Origin of the sequence: Paenibacillus sp. OK076 (assembly GCF_900110055.1) — a bacterium.
Classification (GTDB): Bacteria; Bacillota; Bacilli; order Paenibacillales; family Paenibacillaceae; genus Paenibacillus.
On record NZ_FOCH01000003.1, the window covers coordinates 80,192 to 102,734 of the forward strand.

Below are 22,543 nucleotides of genomic sequence, written 5' to 3' on the forward strand. Positions count from 1 at the left end.
GTACTCAAGGGGGAATGTCATAATGAAGGGAATGCTTACAAGCAAATTTGCGCTGAATGGACTGTTTGTCAAGCTAATGCTGAGCTTCCTCAGTGTCATCCTGATTTTGGCTTCATTTAATCTGTTCTCCCATCTGTACTTAAGCAACAAGGTCTATCAGGAGATGGTCAGACAAAATGAACTGGGCCTTGCACAGACCGTTGAAGGGTACGAAAATCACTTCCGACTGACCCAGAACATGATTCTGGCTCTCACTCAATCGGATACCTGGACCGCCAATCTGGGCATTTTGAGCCACATCAAGGAGAACCGCCGTTACGATATTCCCGCAGAGGTGAAGTCTGACCTCTCCACGCTGTATTCCAATCCTTTTCTGCATATCGACAATTTCATTCTTTATTTCAAGCAAGAAGACTATGTGCTGGAGAAGGAAGGTCTTAGCAGTGCCAGCGATATGTTCGGTAAATATTATTATAGTAAAGAATACCCTCCGGCTTACTGGAAAACGCAAACGATGAACAACCAGTTCCTGAAAGTCATGCCTGCCGCAGCTTTTACGGAAAATACCGTTCACTCATCCCGCTCTCTCGGTCAACTGATGCCGGTGATGATGAAAGCCATTCCTTACGAAGATGTGTACGGCATTGTCATGCTGGACCCACAGCGTATGCAGGAAACATATGGCGATGCCGGTCATAATCCATTCTACATTCTGGACAACGAGGGACGCCTGCTGTTCTCCACAATGGAGGGGGAACTGCAGAATCCGCAGCTACCTGCAGACGGAAGCAAACATGAACGCATTGGGGATCAGTATTACTTCTATGAAAAAGGTAAGCAAACCGGATTCACCTATGTCCGGGTCACCCAGGCCGCAGTAATCGCCGCGGAAATGCGGGGCATGCAGCTGCTGCTGGCTTTCCTGCTTGGCGCTGCTGTGCTGATTAGCGTGATCTCCTCCCTGTTTTTCAGCATAAGATTAAACCAGCCGCTCCAGCGCCTTATTGCCGCTCTGGACCGAAATCCGGACAGCGGACCAGACAAATGGAGCAGTGTAAAAGAATTCGCCATGATTGGCGACCGCCTAAGCTCCATTCTGGAGAATAACCGTTACATTCAAAGCGACCTTGCGCAGAAGAACTCTCTCGTACGCCAGTACGCTTATATTCATAAAGTGAAGAATATCCCGCTCAGCTCCTATCTGGCGGAGCTTGAGGATACCCAGCAATCCGAACAACCCTATGTCTCCATTCTGTTCAAGGTGGGCTTCAAATCCCAGCCGGATGAATTCGGGCAGCATACCCTGCTATTATGGAAGCTGATTCAGAGCCTGTTCACCAGCCACAAAACTAATAGCGTTGCCATTCAGCCTGAGCAGGATCAACTGCTCCTGCTGCTGTTCGATCCGGGTCCGCAGAGCGGTATTTTGCAGGCGCTCGATACACTGAAGGAGCTGCTGGCTGTCGAAGAAACCCTCTATCTCACCATCGCGGTAAGTCCCGTATATTCCGGTGAAATTCCGTTTACCGATGCGTACAGCAACCTGTCCATGCTGTTGAAAGAGCGCAGGCTAAATGGGGAGACGCAGGTTATTGTGGAGCCGCGGGCTTCTTCGTCAAATGCTTTTCATGTGAAGGTCACCTATGGGGAGGAACTGCACAACCTGCTGCAATCTGGCAATGAGGAGGCCGTATTCGCTTGGCTGGACCGCCAGCTGGAACAACTGCAGCATAAGGATGCAGCCGCAGAAGACTTCCGCACATTTGCAATCGGTGCAGTCGAACAAATGGGCAAGACTGTGATGAAGCTGAATTTGACGCATATCGAATCCGAGCTCCGCTCTTCTCCTCCGGGAGAGGCATTTGCTGGTTTCCACTCCATGCAGCAGTACAGGGAATGGCTTCAGGCTCTGGCTCAACCGGTACTTGAGGCAGTACGAAGCCAGCTGGAAACGCGTGATCCGGTCATCACCTTTGTGCTGGACTACCTGGATCATCATTATGGAGAAGATATTAATTTGAATATTGTCGCCGACAAGTTGAATTTAACATCGGGGTACCTCTCCAGTATTTTCAAGGAAAAGACAAACATCAACTTCAGCGAATATCTGAACAATCTGCGGGTTGAGCGGGCCAAGGAACTGCTTGTGAATGTAGATCTGCGAATTCAGGACATTGCGACACAGGTCGGCTATCAAAATGTGAATTCGTTCATCCGCATGTTCAAGCGTCGGTACGGGCTGACCCCCGGAGAATACCGCAAGCGTCATGCGGGTAATGAGCCATTCATCTCCTCCAGCCATGGCTAACTAGATGTGAGCGGGCAAGAACCGAAGATTGTAAATACACCAGCGTCCGCTCGGAAGCAGGCGCTGGTGTACTGTCTGTCTACATTAGAATTTTGGACAGGTGCACATGAGCCATCGAAGGGATTCGCTGTTCTTGAGGAATATTCTCATAGAGAAGATGTCCTTTCCCTGCTTTAACCATTCGTTCACGCATGGCAGCAATACGGCCTTTACTGTGATCAATAAAACGAAAATCCACCTGTCTCAAATTTTGCATTTCGGTCATACGCTCAAAAGTTTCTGTCTTTATCCCCTTATGTATTTCTTTAAGTTCCAGCACCTCCAACCCGTCCGCAGTCCACAGGTTCTCAATCTCTTGCAGGGACTTCATGAAATCCAGTTCAAGCTGCCTCAGATTTTTCATGTGGGAGAAGTCACACAACTGCTCAATTTTGGGCAATGACAGATGCAGAAAGACTAGATGATGTAGTGCCCCCAATGCATCAATCTTGGTCAGATTCTTCACGGACGACAACCTTAGCATGCGGATATTCGATTCAGCCAGTACTTCGAGTGAACCATTCAATGTACAATGATCCATTGCCAAGTAATCGATCAACGGCAGGTTCATAACAAAATCAAGCTGATCAATAGCACAGTTCAAGACGAGGGTACTCAGTCGAATACAGTCTTCGATGGGAGACAGATCGGAAAATTTCCCGCTAAGTGCAAGGTAATTTAAGTATTTATAATTCTGGATAAAGTCCAAATTTTGCTTTTTAGGTGAGCGAATGTTCAGAAACTCCATCTTTTGCAGCGCACTCAGTACTTTCAAATCCTGTGGCTGTTTGATATCCAGCTGCAAAGCGGTGACATGTTTTAAACCAGCAAGTGTCTCCAGAAACTCTTCTGAATACCGCCCCTTCACATCTATGTTGGATACATTTAAAATCAAATCGGGTCGTGTGGCAAACACAAGTTCATCCAGTTTCCTCAGATCACGCACCTCGTCCAGCCCGACAACAAAACTAATCGTTGCCCGATTCCGCAGTTGAATGATAGCCTTGTTCATTTTGTCCTCGTTCCAGGGAACTCCCCTCATCGAAGCGGCCCAGGGTTCGTTCATTATTGGTCACCCTCCATTTCAATAAATTGATTTACCTATTCCCAATTCGTCCCATATATCGGGATTATCAATAATCTGATTTTCTCCTCTCACAGTGGAATCATAGCTATCCTTTGCACCAGTATACCAATCGACAATAACTAACTTTCCATTCAAATTTTGTACAAGAAATTCAGTAGGTTCAGCAAAGTTACCAAGGTCTTTTTTGACATGTGCATTCAATTTAAAATAGAAAAAACGTTGATCCCTTTCATAAAAGTCTGCTTTTTCAGCATCAATATCAACGTCTGTCACTTGGTTATAAGTAAGCTTGTTTTTGCGAAACAAACCATATTGAGATGTAATTTTATTTTGCGTATATTGCTTAAGGTTCTCATTGTCGATGTAGGTATCCAAATCAATGTCCGTGCCGTTCCAAATCGCCTTATAATACTCAGATAGAGCTTGCGCACACATTTGATAAGCCGTTTCAAAGTCCTCAGCAGATAGCACACTTTTGTCTTCAGCTACAAAATCGGAGGCATTTTTTGTTGAACCACCTTTTGTACTCTTCGGAATTTGTATGTTTTTAGCATCCTTCACATCGATATCTCTCACAGCAACAGCAGTGTCATCTTGGTCGGTACTAGTATTAGTCTGCTCGCATGCGCTAAGGGTTAATAATATTAACAGTAACAGGTAAACACGTTTCATTCCTTCTCCTCCAGTAAACATAGATAATTACCACTAATCGTTGAAGCAGAATTTGACGAATATAATGAACAAGCTCACGCCATAAGTTTCATACTCTTCTATTTTAAGGGTAATTGCACGAAAAATCATATCATTTATACTAAATAAGTTGAGGCGAGCCTTGGCCCAGCTCCGTAGAAAATGAATTAAACCCCCGCATAGCTTCATGCGAGGGTTCAACATTTTAAAAAGAATGGTGCCTCATGCTTCAGTTACTCTACACGGAAGTAGTCGAAATCAACAAACCCTCCCGTGGACTTGGTTGCATAATTGAACAAAGCAAAACGGTAGCCCATAAAGTGCGGCAGCGTATAAGACATCTGCAGCGTGTTTCCGATGGTTGTCCAGTTAGTACCTTCCAGACTATACGCAAAGTAGGCTTTGTCCGTTTGATTGGTGAAATCGCACATCACCCGGAAGTACACCCTGTTCTGGTTCAACGGCACACTGGCCACCTCGGTCGTCGTTCCCGAGCCAGCATTGACCATGACGATGGATTTGGCATTCCCCGACACCTTCACGCCGACGAAGCCGTACCTCGCTTGAAAAGCGGCAAGCCCGGCATAATCGCCGTCCTTCATGCCTGCTGTTTCCATCGCCACCATACCTGTGCTTTTCGGTCCGAACGTTCTTTGGGTCAATGTATTTCTGGCCTCCAGAATGCCGGGACTTACTTTACCCGTTGTCAGTCTCATGAAGCCGGAGCGCTGTGTCAGCGACCAGTTGACCGGATCAGGATTGTGATTCCACTGCCAGAATTTCGCAAGACCTGTGCTTGTTCCTCCAGTCGCAGCAGTTGTATTGAATGAAACATCGTCTACATAGAAATCCATCAGATCATTGGCAGGGTCTGGATTCGAGCTGTACGGCGTCTCAAGAAATACGAAGGTCTGTGACAGGTCCGCATTAGCCGGAACCGTGTACGTTCCCTGAATCGTACCCCATTGCCCCCGGGTCAGCGTCGCACTGCCCATAATGGAAATGCCCATATAGCTCGGCCCATTCTGAATGCTCAAGTTGAACGTTTTGGTTGCGGGACCGGTCGTGTATTTTACTTTTGCCGAAAAGGTATACATGCCGCCCTGCGTCACCTTGCCCGTAATCACCTGTTTCACCCCGCCAGCCGTCTGTTGTCGGCCACTGACCAGCAAGCTTTTGGAGCCGCCAAAAAACTCTGAGGAGGTAGCCGCAATGGATGCCGTATTGTTGCTGGTCCACGGACTCAGGCTGGCCTCTTCGAAACCACCGTTGACTAATAACGGCTGCACCGAACCCGTATCTGTGCCCGATCCGGCGTTAAATTCGTCAGAGCCATAAATCTTTTTCGCCGGATACCCCTCCACTGGAACATTCATCGTCAGCGGAACCTTGCCATTCACGCCAAAGACAGGCCAGTTGTCAGACCATGTTACCGGAACAAGGTAAGGAATACGTCCGACTGCGCCGCTATCTCTGAAGAGCAGACCATACCAGGAACCTGCGGCTGTATCGACAATTCCTCCCTGGGCAATGCCTGAATCCCTTAGTACAACACGGCCTGTATACGGCCCGGTCAAGCTGTCCGCACGATAGACAATTTGAACGCGACCATCCCCTGTAGGCCAAGCGATCAGAAACACATAATACTTCCCGTTAATCTTCTGAATGTGGGCACCCTCAGCCTTCACAATGAAATTCGAGCCAGCCACATTGCTGGCATTAGCAATAAGAACTTGATTCAGGCCGCCCGCTTTGACTGCCGTTGCCTCCGCATTAAGCTCAACGATGCTGATATTGTCAGTACCATGGACCAGAAATACCCGCCCGTTGTCAAAAAGCAGGGAAGCATCGTGATAATAGCTGCCCAAAGTAGCTATTGTCCATGGGCCTGTCTCAATATTGCTGGTCTTATAGATATAGGTTTTGCCCGTAGAGAGCGAGCTAAAGGCTACATAATAGACACCGTTGTTATATCTCAGACTGCTCGCCCAGGAGCCTCTTCCATATTCATTCAGACTATTGTTCAAATTATGGGAGTCGGTGTTTGCATACGTATCATAGACATAATTCACAATTTCCCAATTCACGAGATCGTATGATTTCATGATTGGTACTCCCGGGTTCATATGCATCGTGGTACTGGTCATATAATACGCATTGCCTACCCGAATCACGTCGCTATCCGGCACATCGGCATGAATTACGGGATTGCTAAACGTCGTAGCCGCCGAAGTGGGAGCCACGGGAAACGACATGACAAACAGCGGTAGAACCAGTAATAAAAGGCCTATCCTCTTCCACATTCGCATGCCTCCTGATCGTTCTCAGAATCATTGAACCAATGCCACAATCAAAGGAATTTCAGATCTTATAATAAGTGATCACAAGGAATATTCGATATAATCCACATACGCATCCCATGTCCCGTTGTCCGTGGTCACGATCAGCTTGACCTCCTGGTTACCCGTTGCATGTGTAATGTTGGACAGGGTTTGAACGGTTGGCGCCGTTCCAGTGAAATAAAAGGAACCATGTGTTACACCGCCAATGACCAGATCCACTCTTGCTGTACTGCTGTTATTGGAAGCCCCACGAACCGAGAATTGATGAGTTGGATTGCCAAAGTATTGGTTATACGCCACAGCATCCTGATTAGCATATAAAGCTACCCCGTTGAAGGGGGAACTGATCGTTCCCGCATATGGACCACTAATGGTCATACTCTCGGCTTCAACCTTGGTGACCGGATTGCTGGATGTGTTGTTGCCAAACTGCCAGTAATCCAGATTGAACAGATTAGCACCGCCTGTACCCGTGAACACCAGATACAATCGGTGTACACCTGTGGCATTATTTACGGTGGTTTGAACTTCCTTCCAGGTCTGTGCACCACCCGTTGAAGCTACATTAAGCGTGCCTACAAGTGGGCCTGTCGCGCTGTCGAGACGAACTTCGATTTTGCCGCCTACGGTTGAAGCGACATTGGCTTTGAAGGTATTAGCGCCAGCAGAACCAAAGTCCACGTTACCCACGGCAATCCAGTCGCCATTATGAATATTCGTGACATTCTGGTTGCTGAACGGTCCACCACTAGCCTGAGATGCCTCGGTTGTGATTCCCGCTTGCCATCCAATCGTCTCAGCCTCCACCCGGTTATATGGGTTCAGATTGGCGATCTGCGAAATGCCCGCTAGGTTGCCCTGCACCTCCTGGATCGTGCCATCCGCATTATGCACCACCCTGTTGATATTCGGCGAACGGTATCCCTTGCCATCACCATGCTGAGCTTTACTCACCGTTTGGGCATGGTACACGGTGTACCACTGGTTATTGAAATTAAATACAGCATGGTGATTGTTCCCGCCAACACCGAAGAAGGCATACGGATTTTTCAAAAAATGACCTTTGTACGTAAACGGACCCATAGGACTGTCACTTACCATGTAACCAATCTCTCCTGCCGGATAGGCAGCCGGGTGTGTGCCCGAAAAGTTAATGCAGTACGAGTAATAATATTTACCGTTGTACTTATGAATGCCCGAATCCTCGAACAAATAAGGCGCATCAATGGTGACCGCACTGCCAACGACACTGGTCATATTGTCTCCCAGCCTGAGCACACGGGCCGTTTTGGGATTCGCAATCGAGGCTGGATCGGAAGTATTCGGTATGCCCCCACCGACATACAGGTATCCTGTACCATCATCATCAACCAGCACTGCCGGGTCAAAAAGCCATGTCACACCTGACATGCCTGGCGTACCGTGTGTTACCAGCGCCTTGCCAAGCGGGTCGCTCCACGGTCCAATGGGTGAATCCGCCGTAAGCACACCAATGCCTGATGCACTGTTCGCAAAGTAAAGAAAGAACTTGTCCTTTCCTGCTATGCTTTTTTTGGCAACGGCCGGAGCCCAGGAGCCCCAGGCCCACTTGGCAATACCTTGCCCGTTATTGGCATTATTGCTGCCTGCCACCGGAATGGCCCCGTGGTCTGTCCAGTTCACCATGTCGGCAGAGGATATGACATGAACTTTATTCAGCATGCTGAAGTCATTTTCTTTTACCGTACCATTACTGTTGTACACATAAGAATCACTTGACATATAGACGTAGACTCGGCCGTTGTGTACCAGCACATAAGGATCGGCTCCCAATTTATGATCCATGAGCGGGTTCGCGTTTCCAGGAAGCTTTGCTAGAGGCTGATTGGCAGCATGGGTGATTCCCATAGGCAAACCACTAAATATCAGAACAAATGCCATTAAAAATATCAACCGTTTTCGAATCATTCATTTCCCCTCCAATTTGAATTGAATTTGTTTTAAAGACGTGAATCCTTGATCGCTCACCTCCCTTCTCGCAGAGTGCCTCCTGGAAAAACGTTAGCATATATGGTTTAAGTCGAGCCTCTCTCAACCGGTTCTGCAAGGTTCATCATGGCTCAGACAATAACCCTTGAATAAATCTGAAGACCGGAGAATGAAATCACAGCAAGTTATATAATTACTCCGGTTGTTCAATGCAAACGCTTTCAATATGATGGAATAAAAAAACGCTTTTAGCGGATTTGATACAGAGTGTTGTTTTAATGTAATTATTTTCTATATATAGAAAATAATTCTTTAATTAGAGATATCATAACATACTATATTCAAAATACAACTATTTTCTAAGCTTTATCTTCAACGTTTGGAAGTGCGGTGCATGAAGATCATCTGCCTCTCTTCTCATTTGACCTTTCTCCATTTATGATAGAAATAGTGAGAATAGAAAGACAGAATCAGTTATGGGAGCTGTGTAATCATGAAGTTTGCTAAACGTATGGAACATTTCAGTGAAGGGATATTCACCCGTCTGCTGGAGATCAAGAGGCAACGACTGGAGAATGGAGAACCTGTCATTGATCTAAGTGTAGGTACACCCAATATTCCCCCGGCCCAACATATCATGACGGCTTTATGCGAGGCAGCAGCAGATGCTTCAAACTATACATATGCTGTAAATGATCAGAGCGAATTGCTGCAGGCAGTCAGTGAATGGTACAAGCGGCGTTACCATGTTGAACTGAACCCGAAAACCCAAATTTGCTCCTTGCTTGGATCACAGGAAGGCCTTGCCCACATTTCGTTGGCGATTGTTGATGAAGGAGATCTGGTCCTTGTACCCGATCCTTGTTATCCGGTCTTTGCTGATGGACCTCTACTGGCAGGAGCCGAGCTGTATTATATGCCCCAAAAAGAAGAACACGGGTATGTTATTCAACTCCAGGACATTCCTGAAGCGGTTGCGCGCAAAGCAAAATTCATGCTTGTATCCTATCCGAACAATCCGACGACAGCGATGGCACCCGATCAGTTCTATCTGGATCTGATTGAGTTTGCCAAGAAATATGACATTATCGTTCTCCATGACAATGCCTACAGCGAGCTGGTGTTCGATGGGAAAACGTGCGGAAGTTTCCTAGCTTATCCCGGCGCGATGGATGTTGGTATTGAATTCAACTCGTTATCCAAAACCTATGGATTGGCCGGGGCACGGATCGGCTTTTGTGTGGGGAACCCGGATGTGGTATCTGTGCTTAAAAAGCTGAAATCCAACATGGATTACGGCATGTTTCTTCCGATTCAAAAGGCAGCCATTGCTGCAATCACAGGGGATCAGAGTGAAGTTGAGCGGGTTAGAGATATCTACGAGGAGCGCAGAGATGTCCTGTGCGAAGGATTCACCAACCTCGGTTGGCATATCGCCAAATCCGAAGCCACCATGTTCATCTGGAGTCGGATTCCAGACCACTACGATACCTCAGAACAGTTTGCCATGGATTTGGTTACACAAGCGGGTGTAATCGTAACGCCAGGAAGTGCCTTCGGCCCTTCCGGTGAAGGATATGTGAGATTCGCTTTGGTTCAGGATAAAGAAACGTTGCAGCAAGCGATCCTATCGGTAGATAACAGTGGAATGCTGAAAAACAACTCCGTTATACCACAATAAGAGTTCTGCGTTACTTGTCAGAGATATCCCCCACTGTAGATCAGGGGGATTTTTATTATTTTTAGGCCGGGTAACAAAAGGGGATACCTGACTTGATCAGACATGCGGAACAAACAGGTAAACAATGAAAAGCCTGCTCAATGGCAGGCTTCCTGAATTTAAAAATTATATTGACTTGCGCAAGTTGGAACGATACATCAGATACAGGAAATACGGTGTGCCAATGATCGCAATGAGTATTCCGGATGGAATCTCTGTTGGCGCCATGACAGTTCTCCCGATCGTATCGGCCAGCACCAGCATGACAGCCCCCGCCAATGCGGATAAAAACATCGATCGTCTTAATTTGTGTCCCGTGAGCAAGCGAACCATATGGGGTGCAATAAGACCGATAAAGCCGACAGTCCCTACACAGGCAACAGCCCCTGCTGCTAGTAACACCCCTGTCGTCATTGCTAGTAATCGTGTTCGCCGCACGCTCAGTCCAAGTCCTGATGCGCTATTGTCGTCGAATACCAACAATTCAAATCTGCGAGCCAACCACCAGGCTACCGGAACCAGAATAATTAAAAACAGGCCGATAATTTTAACCTGATCCCAGGTCCGGGCATAGGTACTCCCTGTTAGCCAGATGTATCCACTACTACCGTATACCGCACCACGGACAATCAGAATCTGAATTCCTGCTCCTGCAATGGCAGACATCGCAATTCCCAGCAGCACAACCGCAGATGGGTTCAGCCCTTTTTTCCAAGAGAGGGAGAAAACAACTACTGCGGCGATGGCTGCACCGATGATTGCCGCGATCGGCAGCAAATACATAGGAAGACCCGGGAACAAAATGATGACCATCATTGCTCCAAGCCCTGCACCAGAGGATACCCCAACAATTGAGGCATCCGCCAGCGGATTACGTACCGCCATCTGAATGAGCACACCGCTGATCGCCAGTGCAGCCCCTGCACCTGCGGCAACTAGCGTACGCGGAATTCGAAGTTGAACCAACGCAGAGAATAGTCCATCTGATTGGAATAGACTTGGTAACAGATCAGCCAGCGGAATTCGCATACCGCCAAACATGGTACTTAGCAAGATCAGCACTACAGTGATGACCGAAAATATGACAGCCACTGGGCCGAATGCAAAGCGACGTGAAGGTGTTCCTGTGCTCATTGAAGTGGACATGCCCGACCCGTTCGCTGCCTTCATGCGTGTGAGTACAAGCCAGATCAGCCACGGTGCACCAATAATCGCCATTACAGCACCTGTCGGCAGCTCCATGCTGGAGTTATGCACCATCTTGGCGAGTACGTCCGCACCAACCAGGAGAGCCGCTCCCCATATAAAAACACCGGGCAGCACTAACCGATTGGAGCGTACTCCACTCAATCGGACTAAATGTGGTGCCACGAGTCCCACGAAGCCAATTGGCCCGATTACACTGACAATCACCGCAGCCAGCAATACCGCGATAATCAAACCACCGGCACGAGCGAGTCCAACCTTTTGTCCCAATGAGGACGCCGTTGATTCATCCAGCTCCAGCATATCCCACTGTCTGGACAAGATTAGCGCGAGAATAGTAATACCAATCACCCATGGCCATGCATAAGCTACGCCACTCCAGTCATTCTGGACGAGTGTTCCTGAACCCCAAAGAAACAGCCCCTGCGTTTCCATGGAGAAAAAAATATGCAGTGCGCTTGTAAATGAACCAAGCACCATAGACACAATCATACCGGACAATGCAAGTCGTACCGGGCTGGATCTTCGTCCGCCACCCATGAAATAAGCTGCGAATGCTGCCACCAGACCACCAAGAGCTGCAAATAGAAAAGGTGACTGACCGAGCAAGCCCGGAAAAAGAATGGTTCCCAGCACCACGATAAAGTACGCTCCTGCATTAATGCCCAGCGTGTCTGATGCAGCGAGCGGATTTCGAGTAATCGTCTGTAACAGCGCTCCCGCTACAGCCAAAGCCCCTCCTGCAATAATACCAATAACCGTACGTGGCATACGCAAATCCCAAATCATATTGTGCTCTAAAGTATTCTGTCTGCCAGTAAGTGCGTCCCAAACGGTGTGTAATGAAATGGCTGCTTCACCATAACAAAGGCTTACAAAAAAAAGCACGATGAGAGCGGATAGACCGCCCCCATATATGCTTATTGTACGCCAGTTCATTGCTGGCCTAGTTGCCTGAACCGAACTCATTTGGTAATCGCCTCAACAACGCCATCAACCAACGCTTTGGAGGAAATGGGTCCACCAAATGTCCATGTCGTGCTATCCAGTTGATATGTGCGTTTTTCCTTGACAAAGTTGAGTCCGTTCCACACCGAATTATCTTTCATTGCTGTGCCAAAAACATCATCGTCTGGCTGTGTAATATAAATGAAGTTACTATCCTGTACATCAGATAAGGATTCAATCCCCACTGTAGAGAAACCATAACCTTCTAATTTTTCCGGCTGCCAATCGTTAACCAAACCAATCTTGTTCAACGTTCCAATCACGACCGAGTTATCGGTAAACATGCGCAGACTGGCCGCATTTTGATACGTGAATGCCTGTGTCAGAGCAAAGTGGAAATTATCTTTACCTGCAGCAGCCAGTTTTTCTTTGGCTTCTGCATAATGCTGATCCAGTTCATCTAGTACTTGCTTCGCTTTGTCCTCTTTACCAAGGGCAGTTGCGATGTTATTAAAGATCTCTGTCATTTTGTCATAATTATAGCCATCGCCATCATACGGGTCGTATTCGATCGTTGGTGCAATTGCATTAAGCTGATCGTAAACCGCATTATTATTGTCTGCATTGGCAATAATGAGATCCGGCTTCAATGCAGCGATGGCTTCCAGATTCGGCTCACTCCGAGTTCCAATATCCGTTACACTGTCATCCAGCCCTGCTTCGGATGATACATATACTTTGTAATTGGCGTTATCTGCATTACCAACTGGTTGAACGCCCAATGCAACCACATCTTCGGTGTATGTCCATTCCAACGTAACCACTCGCTCTGCAGGCTTGTCCAGCGTCAGCTCTCCGCGTTTATGCTTCACCGTCACAGGACCTGCTGTCTCTTCTGCCGGAGCACTACCGGAATCAGCATCCTTACTTGCATCTGTAGTAGTATTGGCTTTACCGCATCCTGCCAGGACTAGCACAAACGTCAGCATGATCAAAAGTCCTTTTAATCCTTTTTTCATATCTCTTTTCTCCCCTATTTATATGTATTTATATGATAACAATTATCATTATCACTAATGGATTATCCAGTAGAATTGCGATTTTGTCAATTCAAAAGAGTTATTATTTTTCATGTTCAAAACCTTCCCTGTCATCGCATGAACAGGAAAAAATGAAAGAACCCGCAATTCAAGGCGGGTCTGGATCACATCGAAAGTTTTGAAAAGATGATAGAATGCACCGTACGACGTTTTAACTCAACTGCATCGTTGTGATGCACGTATTATCTTCTTCATAGGTAGATAGCTGTGTCTCTGCAACCTTTCCATCATGCACCACACGAATGAGGTATGATTTATCTCTGGCTAGCCAAAAATCCATAAAACCGTTGGAGCCGGCCTTCATCTCAGCATCCTTCATGAGCGTATTCCCTTCGGAATCATGAATCGTCACAATGAACTTCTTATTTTTCATTTCGCCCTGACATCCGGTTAGGCTATGAATTGCACAAGGATGAGTCTGTTCCACATAGGGTGCAATGGAAAGGAAAAATTCATTTTGAGGCAAGTCGTAGGTTGTCGTTTGGTTACCTTTATCCGTGACGATTAACTGGGTGGCATTAATGGAGGCCGATTCCGGTGTCTCCTTGCCTGTACTGATATCTTCTACTATTTTCTTGATATTGGGCGCTTCCGCCTTATCTGCTTCTTCTTTCCCCACAAGGTTTGCTATCAGATAGGCCCCCAACACAATTACAACTACAAAGCCGGTAATGATCCACATTTGTTTTTTCAACTGGAGTTCATCTCCTCGTCCGTTTTGGTTTATTATAATGTAGAACGAACCATCATGGACTGAAAGCGCATGTAATTCACCATTTATTCACATATTTGTATGCTTCTTTCGCATCATGTTAGATGTATCATTGATCAGCAAAGGAGGATGTGTATAATGCATAAATCCCTATCTATACCCGACATGGATCGCAGAGTCCACAGATCCAAACAGGCCCTGAAAGCCTCATTGTTAGAATGGATGTCGCGTAAGCCGTTCGAGAGTATTACCATCACCGATATCGTGAAATTGGCCGATGTGAACCGCAGTACCTTTTACAAACATTATGTATATAGAGAAGACTTGCTCAACGAAATTTTGAAAGACGTGATGGCAGATCTGATCTTCGCCTACCGTGCCCCTTACCAGCACTACCGGGATTTCGGAATCATGGACCTGAACGCTTCAGCTATCAAAATTTTCGACCATGTTCTTGGCCATGGCACCTTCTATGCCTTGCTGGTTAACACAAACATGCTTTCAGGTTTTCGGGATACACTCTATGAAACGCTCAAAACTCTGTATCTGGAGGATGTAACCGATATGTCGCCAGACCCCCGAGTGAACAAGGAGCTTCTTGCCTGTTACCAGGCCAATGCAGTTCTTGGTTTAATTACAGGATGGGTGCAAAGCAACTTCAAATACAGTGCCTCCTATATGGCGGAGCAGCTGCTGGAATTTACACGCATGAATCGCTCCAATGAAGTTTACCGTTCGAATTTGAATCCATCATTGGATGAAATGGAAAGAGGCACCGCCTCTCATGACAACTGAGAAACCAGTACCTCTTTGAATGCTTCGATCACTTTGCTGTTAGTTGCTAATCCAGCCACCATCTACTGGCAGCTCAACACCCGTGATAAATTTGGATTCATCAGAAGCTAAGAACAAGTAGGCATAGGCGATATCCATGGACTCTCCGGCATGCGGAGGCAGTGGGGCGAGATTTTTGTAATGCTCTCCCATCTCCACTTGGGACTTGATGCCCGCTTTTTCCACCATGCCGGTAAACACAGCCCCTGGATGTACAGAGTTCACACGAATGTTATCTTTGGCGAACCATTGTGCACCATGTTTGGTCAGTGAACGCACAGATCCCTTGGAAGCACTGTATGCTGCGCCCTGGGCATCGGCGATTCCGCCAATGATGGCAGCGATGGAGGACGTATTTACGATGGAGCCTTGTCCATTTTGCTGCATATAAGGGATAACCGCCTTCATTCCCAGCCATACACCTGTACCGTTAATGGACATGACCTTGTCCCAATCTTCCAATTCTGCTTCCAGAATGCCTTTGGCGATGTGAATGCCGGCATTGTTGACCAGAATATCAATTTTTCCATAGTTTGCGATGGTTTCTTCCACAACTGCATTCCATGATTCCGGACTGGATACATCCAGCTTTACTGCAATCGCTTCGCCGCCGTCAGCTTCGATCTGTTTCACTTGCTCCTGCAAAGCGTCAATCGCTACATCGGTAGCAACTACCTTCGCTCCTTCTCTGGCAAACAATTGAGCCCCAGCCAATCCCATACCACTCGCGGCACCGGTTATAATTGCAACTTTTCCAGTTAATCTTCCCATGTCCAATCATCCTTTCCAAATGAAGATGGATGCTCTATAAGACACATCCGACCTTGTTGACACCTTTAGTATACGGATGAAATGAAAGCTCTTTCAATCAGCAAACGAGCAGGCTTTTGTAGGATAACCGATAGTTGTGTGCGGCTCTGTTCATTCCCTGTAAGTAATCCCACAGATGAAGGGTTATTTGTTGTTTAACATCGAGGTGATCCTTCTGCATCTTGGTGACATTGTAAACCTATCATGGCTTGTCCCTGTGCAATCCTATATAATAGACGTAAATTATGGGAATCATTTTGAATATTTGAATTCATTTTACGAGTCTAACTCATTCTAGCTTGAGGATCAGGAGGAATTGCCATTGAAATGGAACCGTATACATAAAGAAAAACCTAATACCATCCATTCCATCGACTGGAACGGATTCATCCCGAAGCATATCGCAATTATGATGGATGGAAATGGAAGATGGGCGACGAGAAGAGGACTGCCTCGAAGTGCCGGGCACTATGCAGGAATGCAGACGATGCGGGAAACGATAAGCATGTGCCACAAAAACGGGATTGCTTCGCTCACTCTTTACGCCTTCTCTACGGAAAACTGGAAAAGGCCCAAGGATGAGGTCGACTACATCATTAGTCTGGTGGTCGAATTTGTACAGGATACAACTGTTCAGGAACTGAATCAGAATAATATCAAAGTTAATTTTATTGGAGATATCTCAAAATTCCCAGACGAAACACAGGAAGCGATGCGCAAAGTGGTGGAACTAACCCAAACGAACAGTGGGATGGCTGTGTATTTTGCGATGAATTATGGGGGTAAAAACGATATTGTGCAAGCGATCAAAACGTACATCGTTGAAAACAATGAAGAAAACAAAGAAACCCCGGAAATCTCCGAGGCGGAATTCGAAAAGTTTTTGTATACCGGACTCAATCCTGCCCCCGATCTGCTAATCCGAACCAGTGGGGAGAAACGGTTAAGCAATTTCCTATTATGGCAAGCCGCTTATTCCGAGCTCTGGTTTACGGACGTGATGTGGCCGGATTTCAACGAGCAATTGTTATACGAATCCATTCTGGATTATCAGCAGCGCAAACAAAGAGCATTAGACGATGTAACGCAGTAATCCAACATTGTTTCTGCTGATCCTCAGCTTAAATGAGCTTTTAACCAGGGAAGGATAATAGGGAGAACGGTACTGGGCTGCATCGCTTTGGTGTGATCCATATCCGCTCCCTTGATGATGTCGACGGTCCAGCCGAGGTTTTCAAGAACGGGTTTATGCTTTTGCAATCGTCCAGCGATATCCACCGTCACACTGCCAAATTTCTCACCATACACAATCGTATCTCTCTCTCCTGCAAAAGCCAATCTGGGGATATTCAACTGAGTTTGAATACGTTGGTCATCGAAATCAATTAAACCTTGATACAAGGTCGCAAATTGTTTCGTTTGAGCCGGATCGATCTTTAACTCCACGTTGTCCCAATCCAATTGATCCAGACTCAATTCTTCTACTTTCATTAGAGCTTCTGCTGAGTGTATTTCTCCCGATTCTTCATGCTGCTTCAATGCTCCCTCATATGTCTTTGTGGTCACTACTCGCATTTCATCATACGGCCCTTCGTATGGCGGGAATCCTCCCATAATGAGACTTTCCATGCGGTCAGTCCGTAGGGCTAACTGAAGCCCGACAAGAGCCAGCCAGGAGTATCCATAATAACTAAATCGATTCACATTCATCTGATCCGCAATTCGTAACAAATCCTGAGCGATATATTCAGGCGTAAAATGTTCCGGATGGGGATGTGCCATGTAGTGGCCTTCATAATCAAAATGCAGGATCTGAAATTCACCGGAAAGTCCGTCGATAAACTTTGCACTCAATTCAGGATCAACCCCCCATAACTTTAGGGTTTCGGCTTCTTGTCCGGTTACGGGCTTTTTGGCTGTGGGCAGCATAATGACGCTACGATCTTGCGCTCCCGTCAGACCCACTTCAAGCTGCGAACCATTTAACAAAGTAATCATTTTCTGCAATTGAACCAGTCCTTTACTGTTGATATCCTCAGTGTATAACATGGATGCAATCTTCCGGTTTTCAATATAAAATGTGGATAAAATATGGACTTTGGCGGGTTGTATGTTAGTGTAGCACTTGAAGGTTTTACTTGAAGCATGAGGAGAAGAAACATGAACCGAGCATATACACCTGGGCAGATTGCCACAAGGCTGGATGTAAGTACGACTACACTGCGACGGTATGAAAAGGAGAACCTCATTCCCGACGTTCCACGGACCGTCAGTAATCACAGGTACTATACCCCTGTTCATCTTCAGTCTTTTGTTGCCATTCGTTTATTATTGAAAGGATATGAGATTCCCGTTGTATACGAGGTTATGAGAAAAGTAAAACAGGGCGATACGATGGATGCTCTCTGGCTTATGAACCAGCAGCTGTACAACAGCCAACTGGAGAAGCAACGAATGGAAGACATATGGAAGATGGTGCAACAGGTGGATTTTGCTAACGATCAAAAGAGGGGAACGACGGAGGCGATGACGATTGGAAAAGCTGCCGAAGCAGCCGGGGTCAACACTTCTGCTATCAGGCATTGGGAAACCGAAGGCTTAATTTGCTCCGAAAGAGACCCTAACAACGGTTATCGAATGTATACCCGAGCCGAGTTAAGAAAGATATTGGTCATTAGCAGTTTAAGAAAATCCGTCTACTACATTGAACATATGAAAGAGCTTCTGAACACTGTCGGCACGCAGGATTATACACAGATCAATAAAGCCTTCCAGCTGGCCCTGCAAAAGCTTAACAACCAACTGACTCTGCAATTTGCAGGCGTGAAGGAACTTATGACATATATTGAGTTACTTCAGGAATCACAAGGATAACCTATTGGTTAGTTCTGGTTGGAAGTTTTAATGAAAGAAGCCCGACCATATCCGAGAAATTCTCAACACGGGTCGGGCTTCTTACTATTACTTCACGTTCTACACATGCTGATTTACAAGGTAGAAATAGCTTTGTTTTTCTCAAAGAACCTTGCATTATGGGACGATACCCCTGCCATATCGGAAGCGGTCGGCTCCAGATAGAGCTTGGCACTGTTTACTGCCAGTACGGCATCATTAAATGCACCAGCAATCAGACGGACTTTGCTTCCATAGGTAATGAAATCACCTGCTCCGAATATTCCCGGCTGACTTGTGCACATTCGCGGATCAACCGAGATACCGTAATCTTCACGTTCCAGTCCCCAATGGACCAAGTTACCGAAATCACGATCGTATCCATGGCTTACAACCACTTCATCCACTTCAATTGGCATGATTTCTTCATTGTCTACATGGACCAGTTCAACACGGCCTATTTTGTCTCCTGTACCATATAGGCGCGATATGCTGTAAGGGGTCAAGACTTGGGCAAAAGCTTTCATCTGGGCAACAGGCAGCTCATGTGCCGTAAACTCCTGTCGTCTGTGCACTACGATGACCTCTCGTGCCAATCCCTCCATTTCATTCGCCCAATCTATTGCGGAATCCCCGCCTCCAGAGATCAGCACACGCTTATATTTGAATCTGGACAGATCCGTAATGGTATAGTGCAGGTTCGTCAGCTCATACCGATTTGCGCCCTCAATGTCCAGCTTCTGAACCTGCGTCATGCCTCTGCCTGCACATAACAAGATCGTACGCGTGTAATGACGCTCTCCTGTCTTTGAGGTGAGTACAAACACTTGATCATCGCGTCGTTCCATCTGAGCAATTTCCTGGCCGAATACAATGGTTGGATCGAAGGTTCTTGCCTGTCTTTCCAGGGAATCGATCAATTTCTCACAACGAATCGGATCAACTCCACCTACATCCCAGACCAGTTTCTCCGGGTACGTACGCATAAATCCGCCCAATTCCTGTTTGGCTTCAATGATTTTGGTACGCATGGCTCTCATCCCGCTGTAAAATGCAGCATACATTCCTGCAGGTCCACCACCAACAATCGTAATATCGTAAATGTCCAATTGCTGCTCCGCTCCAGTATTCATTTAGGGCACCAACTTTTCAACGACATAATCCAACAAATTGGCCGACCCAATCGGACCCACACCTGTTACAAAATCACTCGTTTTCAGCGGAAAGACATGATTGTCTTTCACTGCGTTCAAGCTTGCCCACACTTTGCTTTCTTTCAGATTATCCATGGATTCCTTCGTATCATAGCCTTTCAGCGTCCTGTCTTCTAGAAAAATATAATCCGGGTTCATTTCCGGCAAAAATTCCAGGGAAAACTGGCTAAACCAATCTGTAGAGTCTTTGATAACTTCAGGGCTGTTCAGACCCAAGGTTTCATAGAAAAAGACACTGCTGCTTCCTCCTTTGGGACCCATGAAACGGTAACGATTGTGCTCCACTCGAAGAACCAGCACGGTTTTGTCGCCGATGGCTTGAGAAATTTTCTCCTGTGCCTGCTTCGCCTTCTCATCAAATTCAGCCAGCACTTTGGCAGATTCCTCTGTCTTGTCAAAGACCGCAGCCAGCTTCGGCATGGCCATCTGCATTTCACTGTTGGAATCCAGAGCGACCGTTGGAGCAATCTTGGATAGTTCATCATATACGCCTTGTTCCATGCCTACGCCCGCGCTAACAATCATATCAGGTGACAACGTGAGCAATTGTTCATAATTATATTGATATTGTTCCGCTTCAATCATTTGGACCCCATGTTCCTCAAAATAAGACGCACGATATTCCGGTTCAATCTCCGGAACAAATATAACCATCTGCGGTGTAACGCCCATCTCAATTAAGTACTCGGCATAGATAGAATCCAGTACAAGCATATTTTGAGGATTCGTAGGAATCGTCACCTCTCCAAACTGATCCCGAACAACCTTCGTTTCATTTTTCCCTGCCGTTTTTGCTGAAGCTTCCACTTCCTTATCAGAAGTACCGGAACAGGCGGAAAGCACCAAACTTAGCGCCAACAGCACCATTCCAAAACCCTTAAACCTTCGTGACATGGTCTACTCGCCCCTTATGTAATATTGATAATGATAATTATTATCAAATACTAGCAAATAGGAAGCGTTCCTTCCATAGGAGATGGTGCGTATTCCGTTGGATTATTGTGCTCTATCATACATTGGTGACCAGACTATTCACAATTTCATTCAAAATCATTTGGTGTCCGATAATTCCACGGCCATCCACCCACAGGCGAGTATCCACGAGAAATACCCTGTTGTTTTTTACAGCCTTCAAGTCATTCCATTGGAAGCTCTCCACCAACTTCTTCATATTTTCTTCAGCACTAAAGTGCTGCATGACTCGTTTCTCCACAAAGAGGTAATCGGGATTGGCTTTGGCCAACAAGTCGAGTGAGCAAGGATTAAACCACGCCTCCCCTGATTGCAATGGCTGCGGCAGAGTTAAACGGAGCTGTTCGTACAGTAAATGGGATACCCCATTAGAATGACCACCCATATAACGATAACCAAACGGTTCTACCCTCAGTACCATCACGGTAGTGGAAGATTGGACAAGATGCTGTAGTTGCTGCTGTGCTTTGTTTACTTCCAATTTCATCTGCGTATGAAGTTTATGGGCAGTATCTTCTCGATGAAACACGCTTGCCAGTTGATGGAGCAGAGCCTCCACATCGTTATTTAAACCGGTTATAATAGGCGAAATTGTGCGCAGTCTTTGCTTGATCTCTTCTGTCCAAAAGTTTCCCACAATCCATTCGGGCTGAACTTGCCGAATCTGTTCCACATCCAGCTCATATTGCGACACTTCCATCATCTTCACCTGATGCATGTCAAATAGTTCATGTTGATGTTCAGGCAAAAGCAAAGGAGTTACCACAACGGCATGTGGAATAATCCCCAAGTGAATCATCATTTCCGCACAAAGCGGGGAAAGACATACGATTTTACGCTGGGGCAGCGTTTGTGCATAATTTCTCGGGGACACACCCGTTAACTGTTTGAAACGACGACTGAAATAATGTGCATCCTCGAATCCAGTCTTCTTCGCAATGTCCTGAGATGTCGCCGTTGTTAACAACAGCTCCTCTTGAGCACGATAGATTCGATAATAAGCGAGGTAATCCAGAGGCGGCTTTCCATAACGCTCACTGAATTTGCGGGAATAATGCCAGGGACTGATGCCTGCGATCTCAGCCAATTGCTTTCGTGTGATGACCTGTTCATAATGCTGCTGCATGTAATCCACAGAACGAAGAATGCCTTGTTCAACAGTCGGCTCCTCTTCCATCAACTCCCGGTATACATGTTGCAGCAGTTCATACACCAAAAGCTGATTTCTAACCCGGATGGCATTGGGATCAGGAGAACCCGCTTCACTCCAATGTAGGCTGAGACTCGCCAGTGTGCCACCGGTTAATTTCACTTTTTGATACGTGTCTCCTGACGGTACATGCCATTCATATTTTTCCACTTCACCTCGATCTGGGAACATCGTGTATGTATCAAACTGAACATGCCATCCGGCCAGATCCAGATTGCCACCCTCAATCACTTCAATCACAGAGTTTTCTTGCACAGCAATTAACTCCCCATAAGATACCTGGACCCTATGACCATTAATATTCCAGATCGCTTTCCCGTCGAGGATAAGTAGCAAGGCATGACTTGAAAAGTGATGCAGCTTGCCCCCAGTCATCCATTGGTCTGTCAGTGGCTGGGTTGACTTCCATTGAGCCATCCACTCTATGTTGTTGGGCATTTTTGTTATCCTTTCTGCGGCCGTCGTGTTATTAACTCTACAATACACGAAAA

At 46.5% G+C, this 22,543-nt stretch carries 17 protein-coding genes; 5 read left to right on the forward strand and 12 right to left on the reverse strand.

The genetic code is table 11. The annotated features are described in order from the left end of the window. The first annotated feature begins 22 nt into the window (after positions 1 to 22). Positions 23 to 2,308, forward strand: a complete 2,286-nt coding sequence (locus BMY78_RS22925; protein WP_090903705.1) for a helix-turn-helix domain-containing protein — start codon at positions 23 to 25, stop codon at positions 2,306 to 2,308. A 79-nt stretch (positions 2,309 to 2,387) separates the two neighbouring features. Here the strand turns inward: BMY78_RS22925 and BMY78_RS22930 are convergent, their stop codons facing one another. The 4 genes from BMY78_RS22930 to BMY78_RS22945 all read right to left on the reverse strand — a co-directional run bounded on the left by BMY78_RS22930 (position 2,388) and on the right by BMY78_RS22945 (position 8,413). Then, entirely contained in the window at positions 2,388 to 3,413 is a 1,026-nt protein-coding gene (locus BMY78_RS22930) for a leucine-rich repeat domain-containing protein (protein WP_090903706.1), read from the reverse strand. Between the two features lie 18 nt (positions 3,414 to 3,431). Continuing rightward, positions 3,432 to 4,106, reverse strand: coding sequence for a hypothetical protein (locus tag BMY78_RS22935; RefSeq protein WP_090903707.1), 675 nt, complete (start codon positions 4,104 to 4,106; stop codon positions 3,432 to 3,434). Between the two features lie 251 nt (positions 4,107 to 4,357). Further along, positions 4,358 to 6,427, reverse strand: coding sequence for a beta-xylosidase family glycoside hydrolase (locus BMY78_RS22940; RefSeq protein ID WP_090903708.1), 2,070 nt, complete (start codon positions 6,425 to 6,427; stop codon positions 4,358 to 4,360). A 78-nt stretch (positions 6,428 to 6,505) separates the two neighbouring features. Next, positions 6,506 to 8,413, reverse strand: a complete 1,908-nt coding sequence (locus BMY78_RS22945; protein ID WP_090903709.1) for a carbohydrate-binding protein — start codon at positions 8,411 to 8,413, stop codon at positions 6,506 to 6,508. 514 nt (positions 8,414 to 8,927) lie between these two features. Here BMY78_RS22945 and BMY78_RS22950 point away from each other — a divergent pair. Then, positions 8,928 to 10,115, forward strand: coding sequence for an aminotransferase class I/II-fold pyridoxal phosphate-dependent enzyme (locus BMY78_RS22950; RefSeq protein WP_090903710.1), 1,188 nt, complete (start codon positions 8,928 to 8,930; stop codon positions 10,113 to 10,115). A gap of 165 nt (positions 10,116 to 10,280) precedes the next feature. On the opposite strand, the gene BMY78_RS22955 is transcribed toward BMY78_RS22950, so the two are convergent. The 3 genes from BMY78_RS22955 to BMY78_RS22965 all read right to left on the reverse strand — a co-directional run bounded on the left by BMY78_RS22955 (position 10,281) and on the right by BMY78_RS22965 (position 14,102). Then, the gene (locus tag BMY78_RS22955) at positions 10,281 to 12,329 is read right to left on the reverse strand and encodes an iron ABC transporter permease (protein ID WP_090903711.1); all 2,049 of its coding nucleotides are present in this window, start codon (positions 12,327 to 12,329) and stop codon (positions 10,281 to 10,283) included. Beyond that, the gene (locus tag BMY78_RS22960; RefSeq protein ID WP_090903712.1) at positions 12,326 to 13,327 is read right to left on the reverse strand and encodes an ABC transporter substrate-binding protein; all 1,002 of its coding nucleotides are present in this window, start codon (positions 13,325 to 13,327) and stop codon (positions 12,326 to 12,328) included. Before BMY78_RS22960 ends, BMY78_RS22955 begins: the two co-directional genes overlap by 4 nt. A 232-nt stretch (positions 13,328 to 13,559) precedes the next feature. After that, positions 13,560 to 14,102 carry a CueP family metal-binding protein gene (locus BMY78_RS22965; RefSeq protein WP_090903713.1) on the reverse strand — a complete coding sequence of 181 codons (543 nt, stop codon included), beginning with the start codon at positions 14,100 to 14,102 and terminating at the stop codon, positions 13,560 to 13,562. 156 nt (positions 14,103 to 14,258) lie between these two features. Here BMY78_RS22965 and BMY78_RS22970 point away from each other — a divergent pair, with 156 nt between their 5' ends. Further along, positions 14,259 to 14,915, forward strand: a complete 657-nt coding sequence (locus BMY78_RS22970) for a TetR/AcrR family transcriptional regulator (protein ID WP_177185846.1) — start codon at positions 14,259 to 14,261, stop codon at positions 14,913 to 14,915. A 39-nt stretch (positions 14,916 to 14,954) separates the two neighbouring features. On the opposite strand, the gene BMY78_RS22975 is transcribed toward BMY78_RS22970, so the two are convergent. After that, positions 14,955 to 15,725 (reverse strand): SDR family NAD(P)-dependent oxidoreductase, encoded by a 771-nt coding sequence (locus BMY78_RS22975; protein WP_090903715.1) that lies wholly within the window; start codon positions 15,723 to 15,725, stop codon positions 14,955 to 14,957. 361 nt (positions 15,726 to 16,086) lie between these two features. Here BMY78_RS22975 and BMY78_RS22980 point away from each other — a divergent pair, with 361 nt between their 5' ends. After that, positions 16,087 to 16,857 carry an isoprenyl transferase gene (locus BMY78_RS22980; protein ID WP_256222323.1) on the forward strand — a complete coding sequence of 257 codons (771 nt, stop codon included), beginning with the start codon at positions 16,087 to 16,089 and terminating at the stop codon, positions 16,855 to 16,857. Positions 16,858 to 16,880: 23 nt separating this feature from the next. Here BMY78_RS22980 and BMY78_RS22985 read toward each other — a convergent pair whose 3' ends face one another. Further along, positions 16,881 to 17,813 carry an alpha/beta fold hydrolase gene (locus tag BMY78_RS22985; protein ID WP_256222324.1) on the reverse strand — a complete coding sequence of 311 codons (933 nt, stop codon included), beginning with the start codon at positions 17,811 to 17,813 and terminating at the stop codon, positions 16,881 to 16,883. A gap of 111 nt (positions 17,814 to 17,924) precedes the next feature. Here BMY78_RS22985 and BMY78_RS22990 point away from each other — a divergent pair, with 111 nt between their 5' ends. Beyond that, on the forward strand, positions 17,925 to 18,638 hold the full coding sequence (locus tag BMY78_RS22990; protein WP_090903716.1) for a MerR family transcriptional regulator: 714 nt from the start codon (positions 17,925 to 17,927) through the stop codon (positions 18,636 to 18,638). Positions 18,639 to 18,751: 113 nt separating this feature from the next. Here the strand turns inward: BMY78_RS22990 and BMY78_RS22995 are convergent, their stop codons facing one another. The 3 genes from BMY78_RS22995 to BMY78_RS23005 form a co-directional block, all read right to left on the reverse strand. Further along, a complete protein-coding gene (locus BMY78_RS22995; protein ID WP_090903717.1) occupies positions 18,752 to 19,789 on the reverse strand; it encodes an NAD(P)/FAD-dependent oxidoreductase in 1,038 nt (345 codons plus the stop codon). Then, complete coding sequence (locus BMY78_RS23000) at positions 19,790 to 20,764, reverse strand: ABC transporter substrate-binding protein (RefSeq protein WP_090903718.1); 975 nt, start codon at positions 20,762 to 20,764, stop codon at positions 19,790 to 19,792. Between the two features lie 115 nt (positions 20,765 to 20,879). Beyond that, the gene (locus BMY78_RS23005; protein ID WP_256222325.1) at positions 20,880 to 22,490 is read right to left on the reverse strand and encodes a helix-turn-helix domain-containing protein; all 1,611 of its coding nucleotides are present in this window, start codon (positions 22,488 to 22,490) and stop codon (positions 20,880 to 20,882) included. Between the last annotated feature and the right edge of the window lie 53 nt (positions 22,491 to 22,543).

Bases quoted from the DNA above. Each gene is read 5' to 3' on its own strand.
- BMY78_RS22925 (WP_090903705.1), top strand. From the start codon at position 23: ATGAAGGGAATGCTTACAAGCAAATTTGCGCTGAATGGACTGTTTGTC.
- BMY78_RS22930 (WP_090903706.1), bottom strand. From the start codon at position 3,413: ATGAACGAACCCTGGGCCGCTTCGATGAGGGGAGTTCCCTGGAACGAG.
- BMY78_RS22935 (WP_090903707.1), bottom strand. From the start codon at position 4,106: ATGAAACGTGTTTACCTGTTACTGTTAATATTATTAACCCTTAGCGCA.
- BMY78_RS22940 (WP_090903708.1), bottom strand. From the start codon at position 6,427: ATGTGGAAGAGGATAGGCCTTTTATTACTGGTTCTACCGCTGTTTGTC.
- BMY78_RS22945 (WP_090903709.1), bottom strand. From the start codon at position 8,413: ATGATTCGAAAACGGTTGATATTTTTAATGGCATTTGTTCTGATATTT.
- BMY78_RS22950 (WP_090903710.1), top strand. From the start codon at position 8,928: ATGAAGTTTGCTAAACGTATGGAACATTTCAGTGAAGGGATATTCACC.
- BMY78_RS22955 (WP_090903711.1), bottom strand. From the start codon at position 12,329: ATGAGTTCGGTTCAGGCAACTAGGCCAGCAATGAACTGGCGTACAATA.
- BMY78_RS22960 (WP_090903712.1), bottom strand. From the start codon at position 13,327: ATGAAAAAAGGATTAAAAGGACTTTTGATCATGCTGACGTTTGTGCTA.
- BMY78_RS22970 (WP_177185846.1), top strand. From the start codon at position 14,259: ATGCATAAATCCCTATCTATACCCGACATGGATCGCAGAGTCCACAGA.
- BMY78_RS22975 (WP_090903715.1), bottom strand. From the start codon at position 15,725: ATGGGAAGATTAACTGGAAAAGTTGCAATTATAACCGGTGCCGCGAGT.
- BMY78_RS22985 (WP_256222324.1), bottom strand. From the start codon at position 17,813: ATGTTATACACTGAGGATATCAACAGTAAAGGACTGGTTCAATTGCAG.
- BMY78_RS22990 (WP_090903716.1), top strand. From the start codon at position 17,925: ATGAACCGAGCATATACACCTGGGCAGATTGCCACAAGGCTGGATGTA.
- BMY78_RS22995 (WP_090903717.1), bottom strand. From the start codon at position 19,789: ATGAATACTGGAGCGGAGCAGCAATTGGACATTTACGATATTACGATT.
- BMY78_RS23000 (WP_090903718.1), bottom strand. From the start codon at position 20,764: ATGTCACGAAGGTTTAAGGGTTTTGGAATGGTGCTGTTGGCGCTAAGT.
- BMY78_RS23005 (WP_256222325.1), bottom strand. From the start codon at position 22,490: ATGCCCAACAACATAGAGTGGATGGCTCAATGGAAGTCAACCCAGCCA.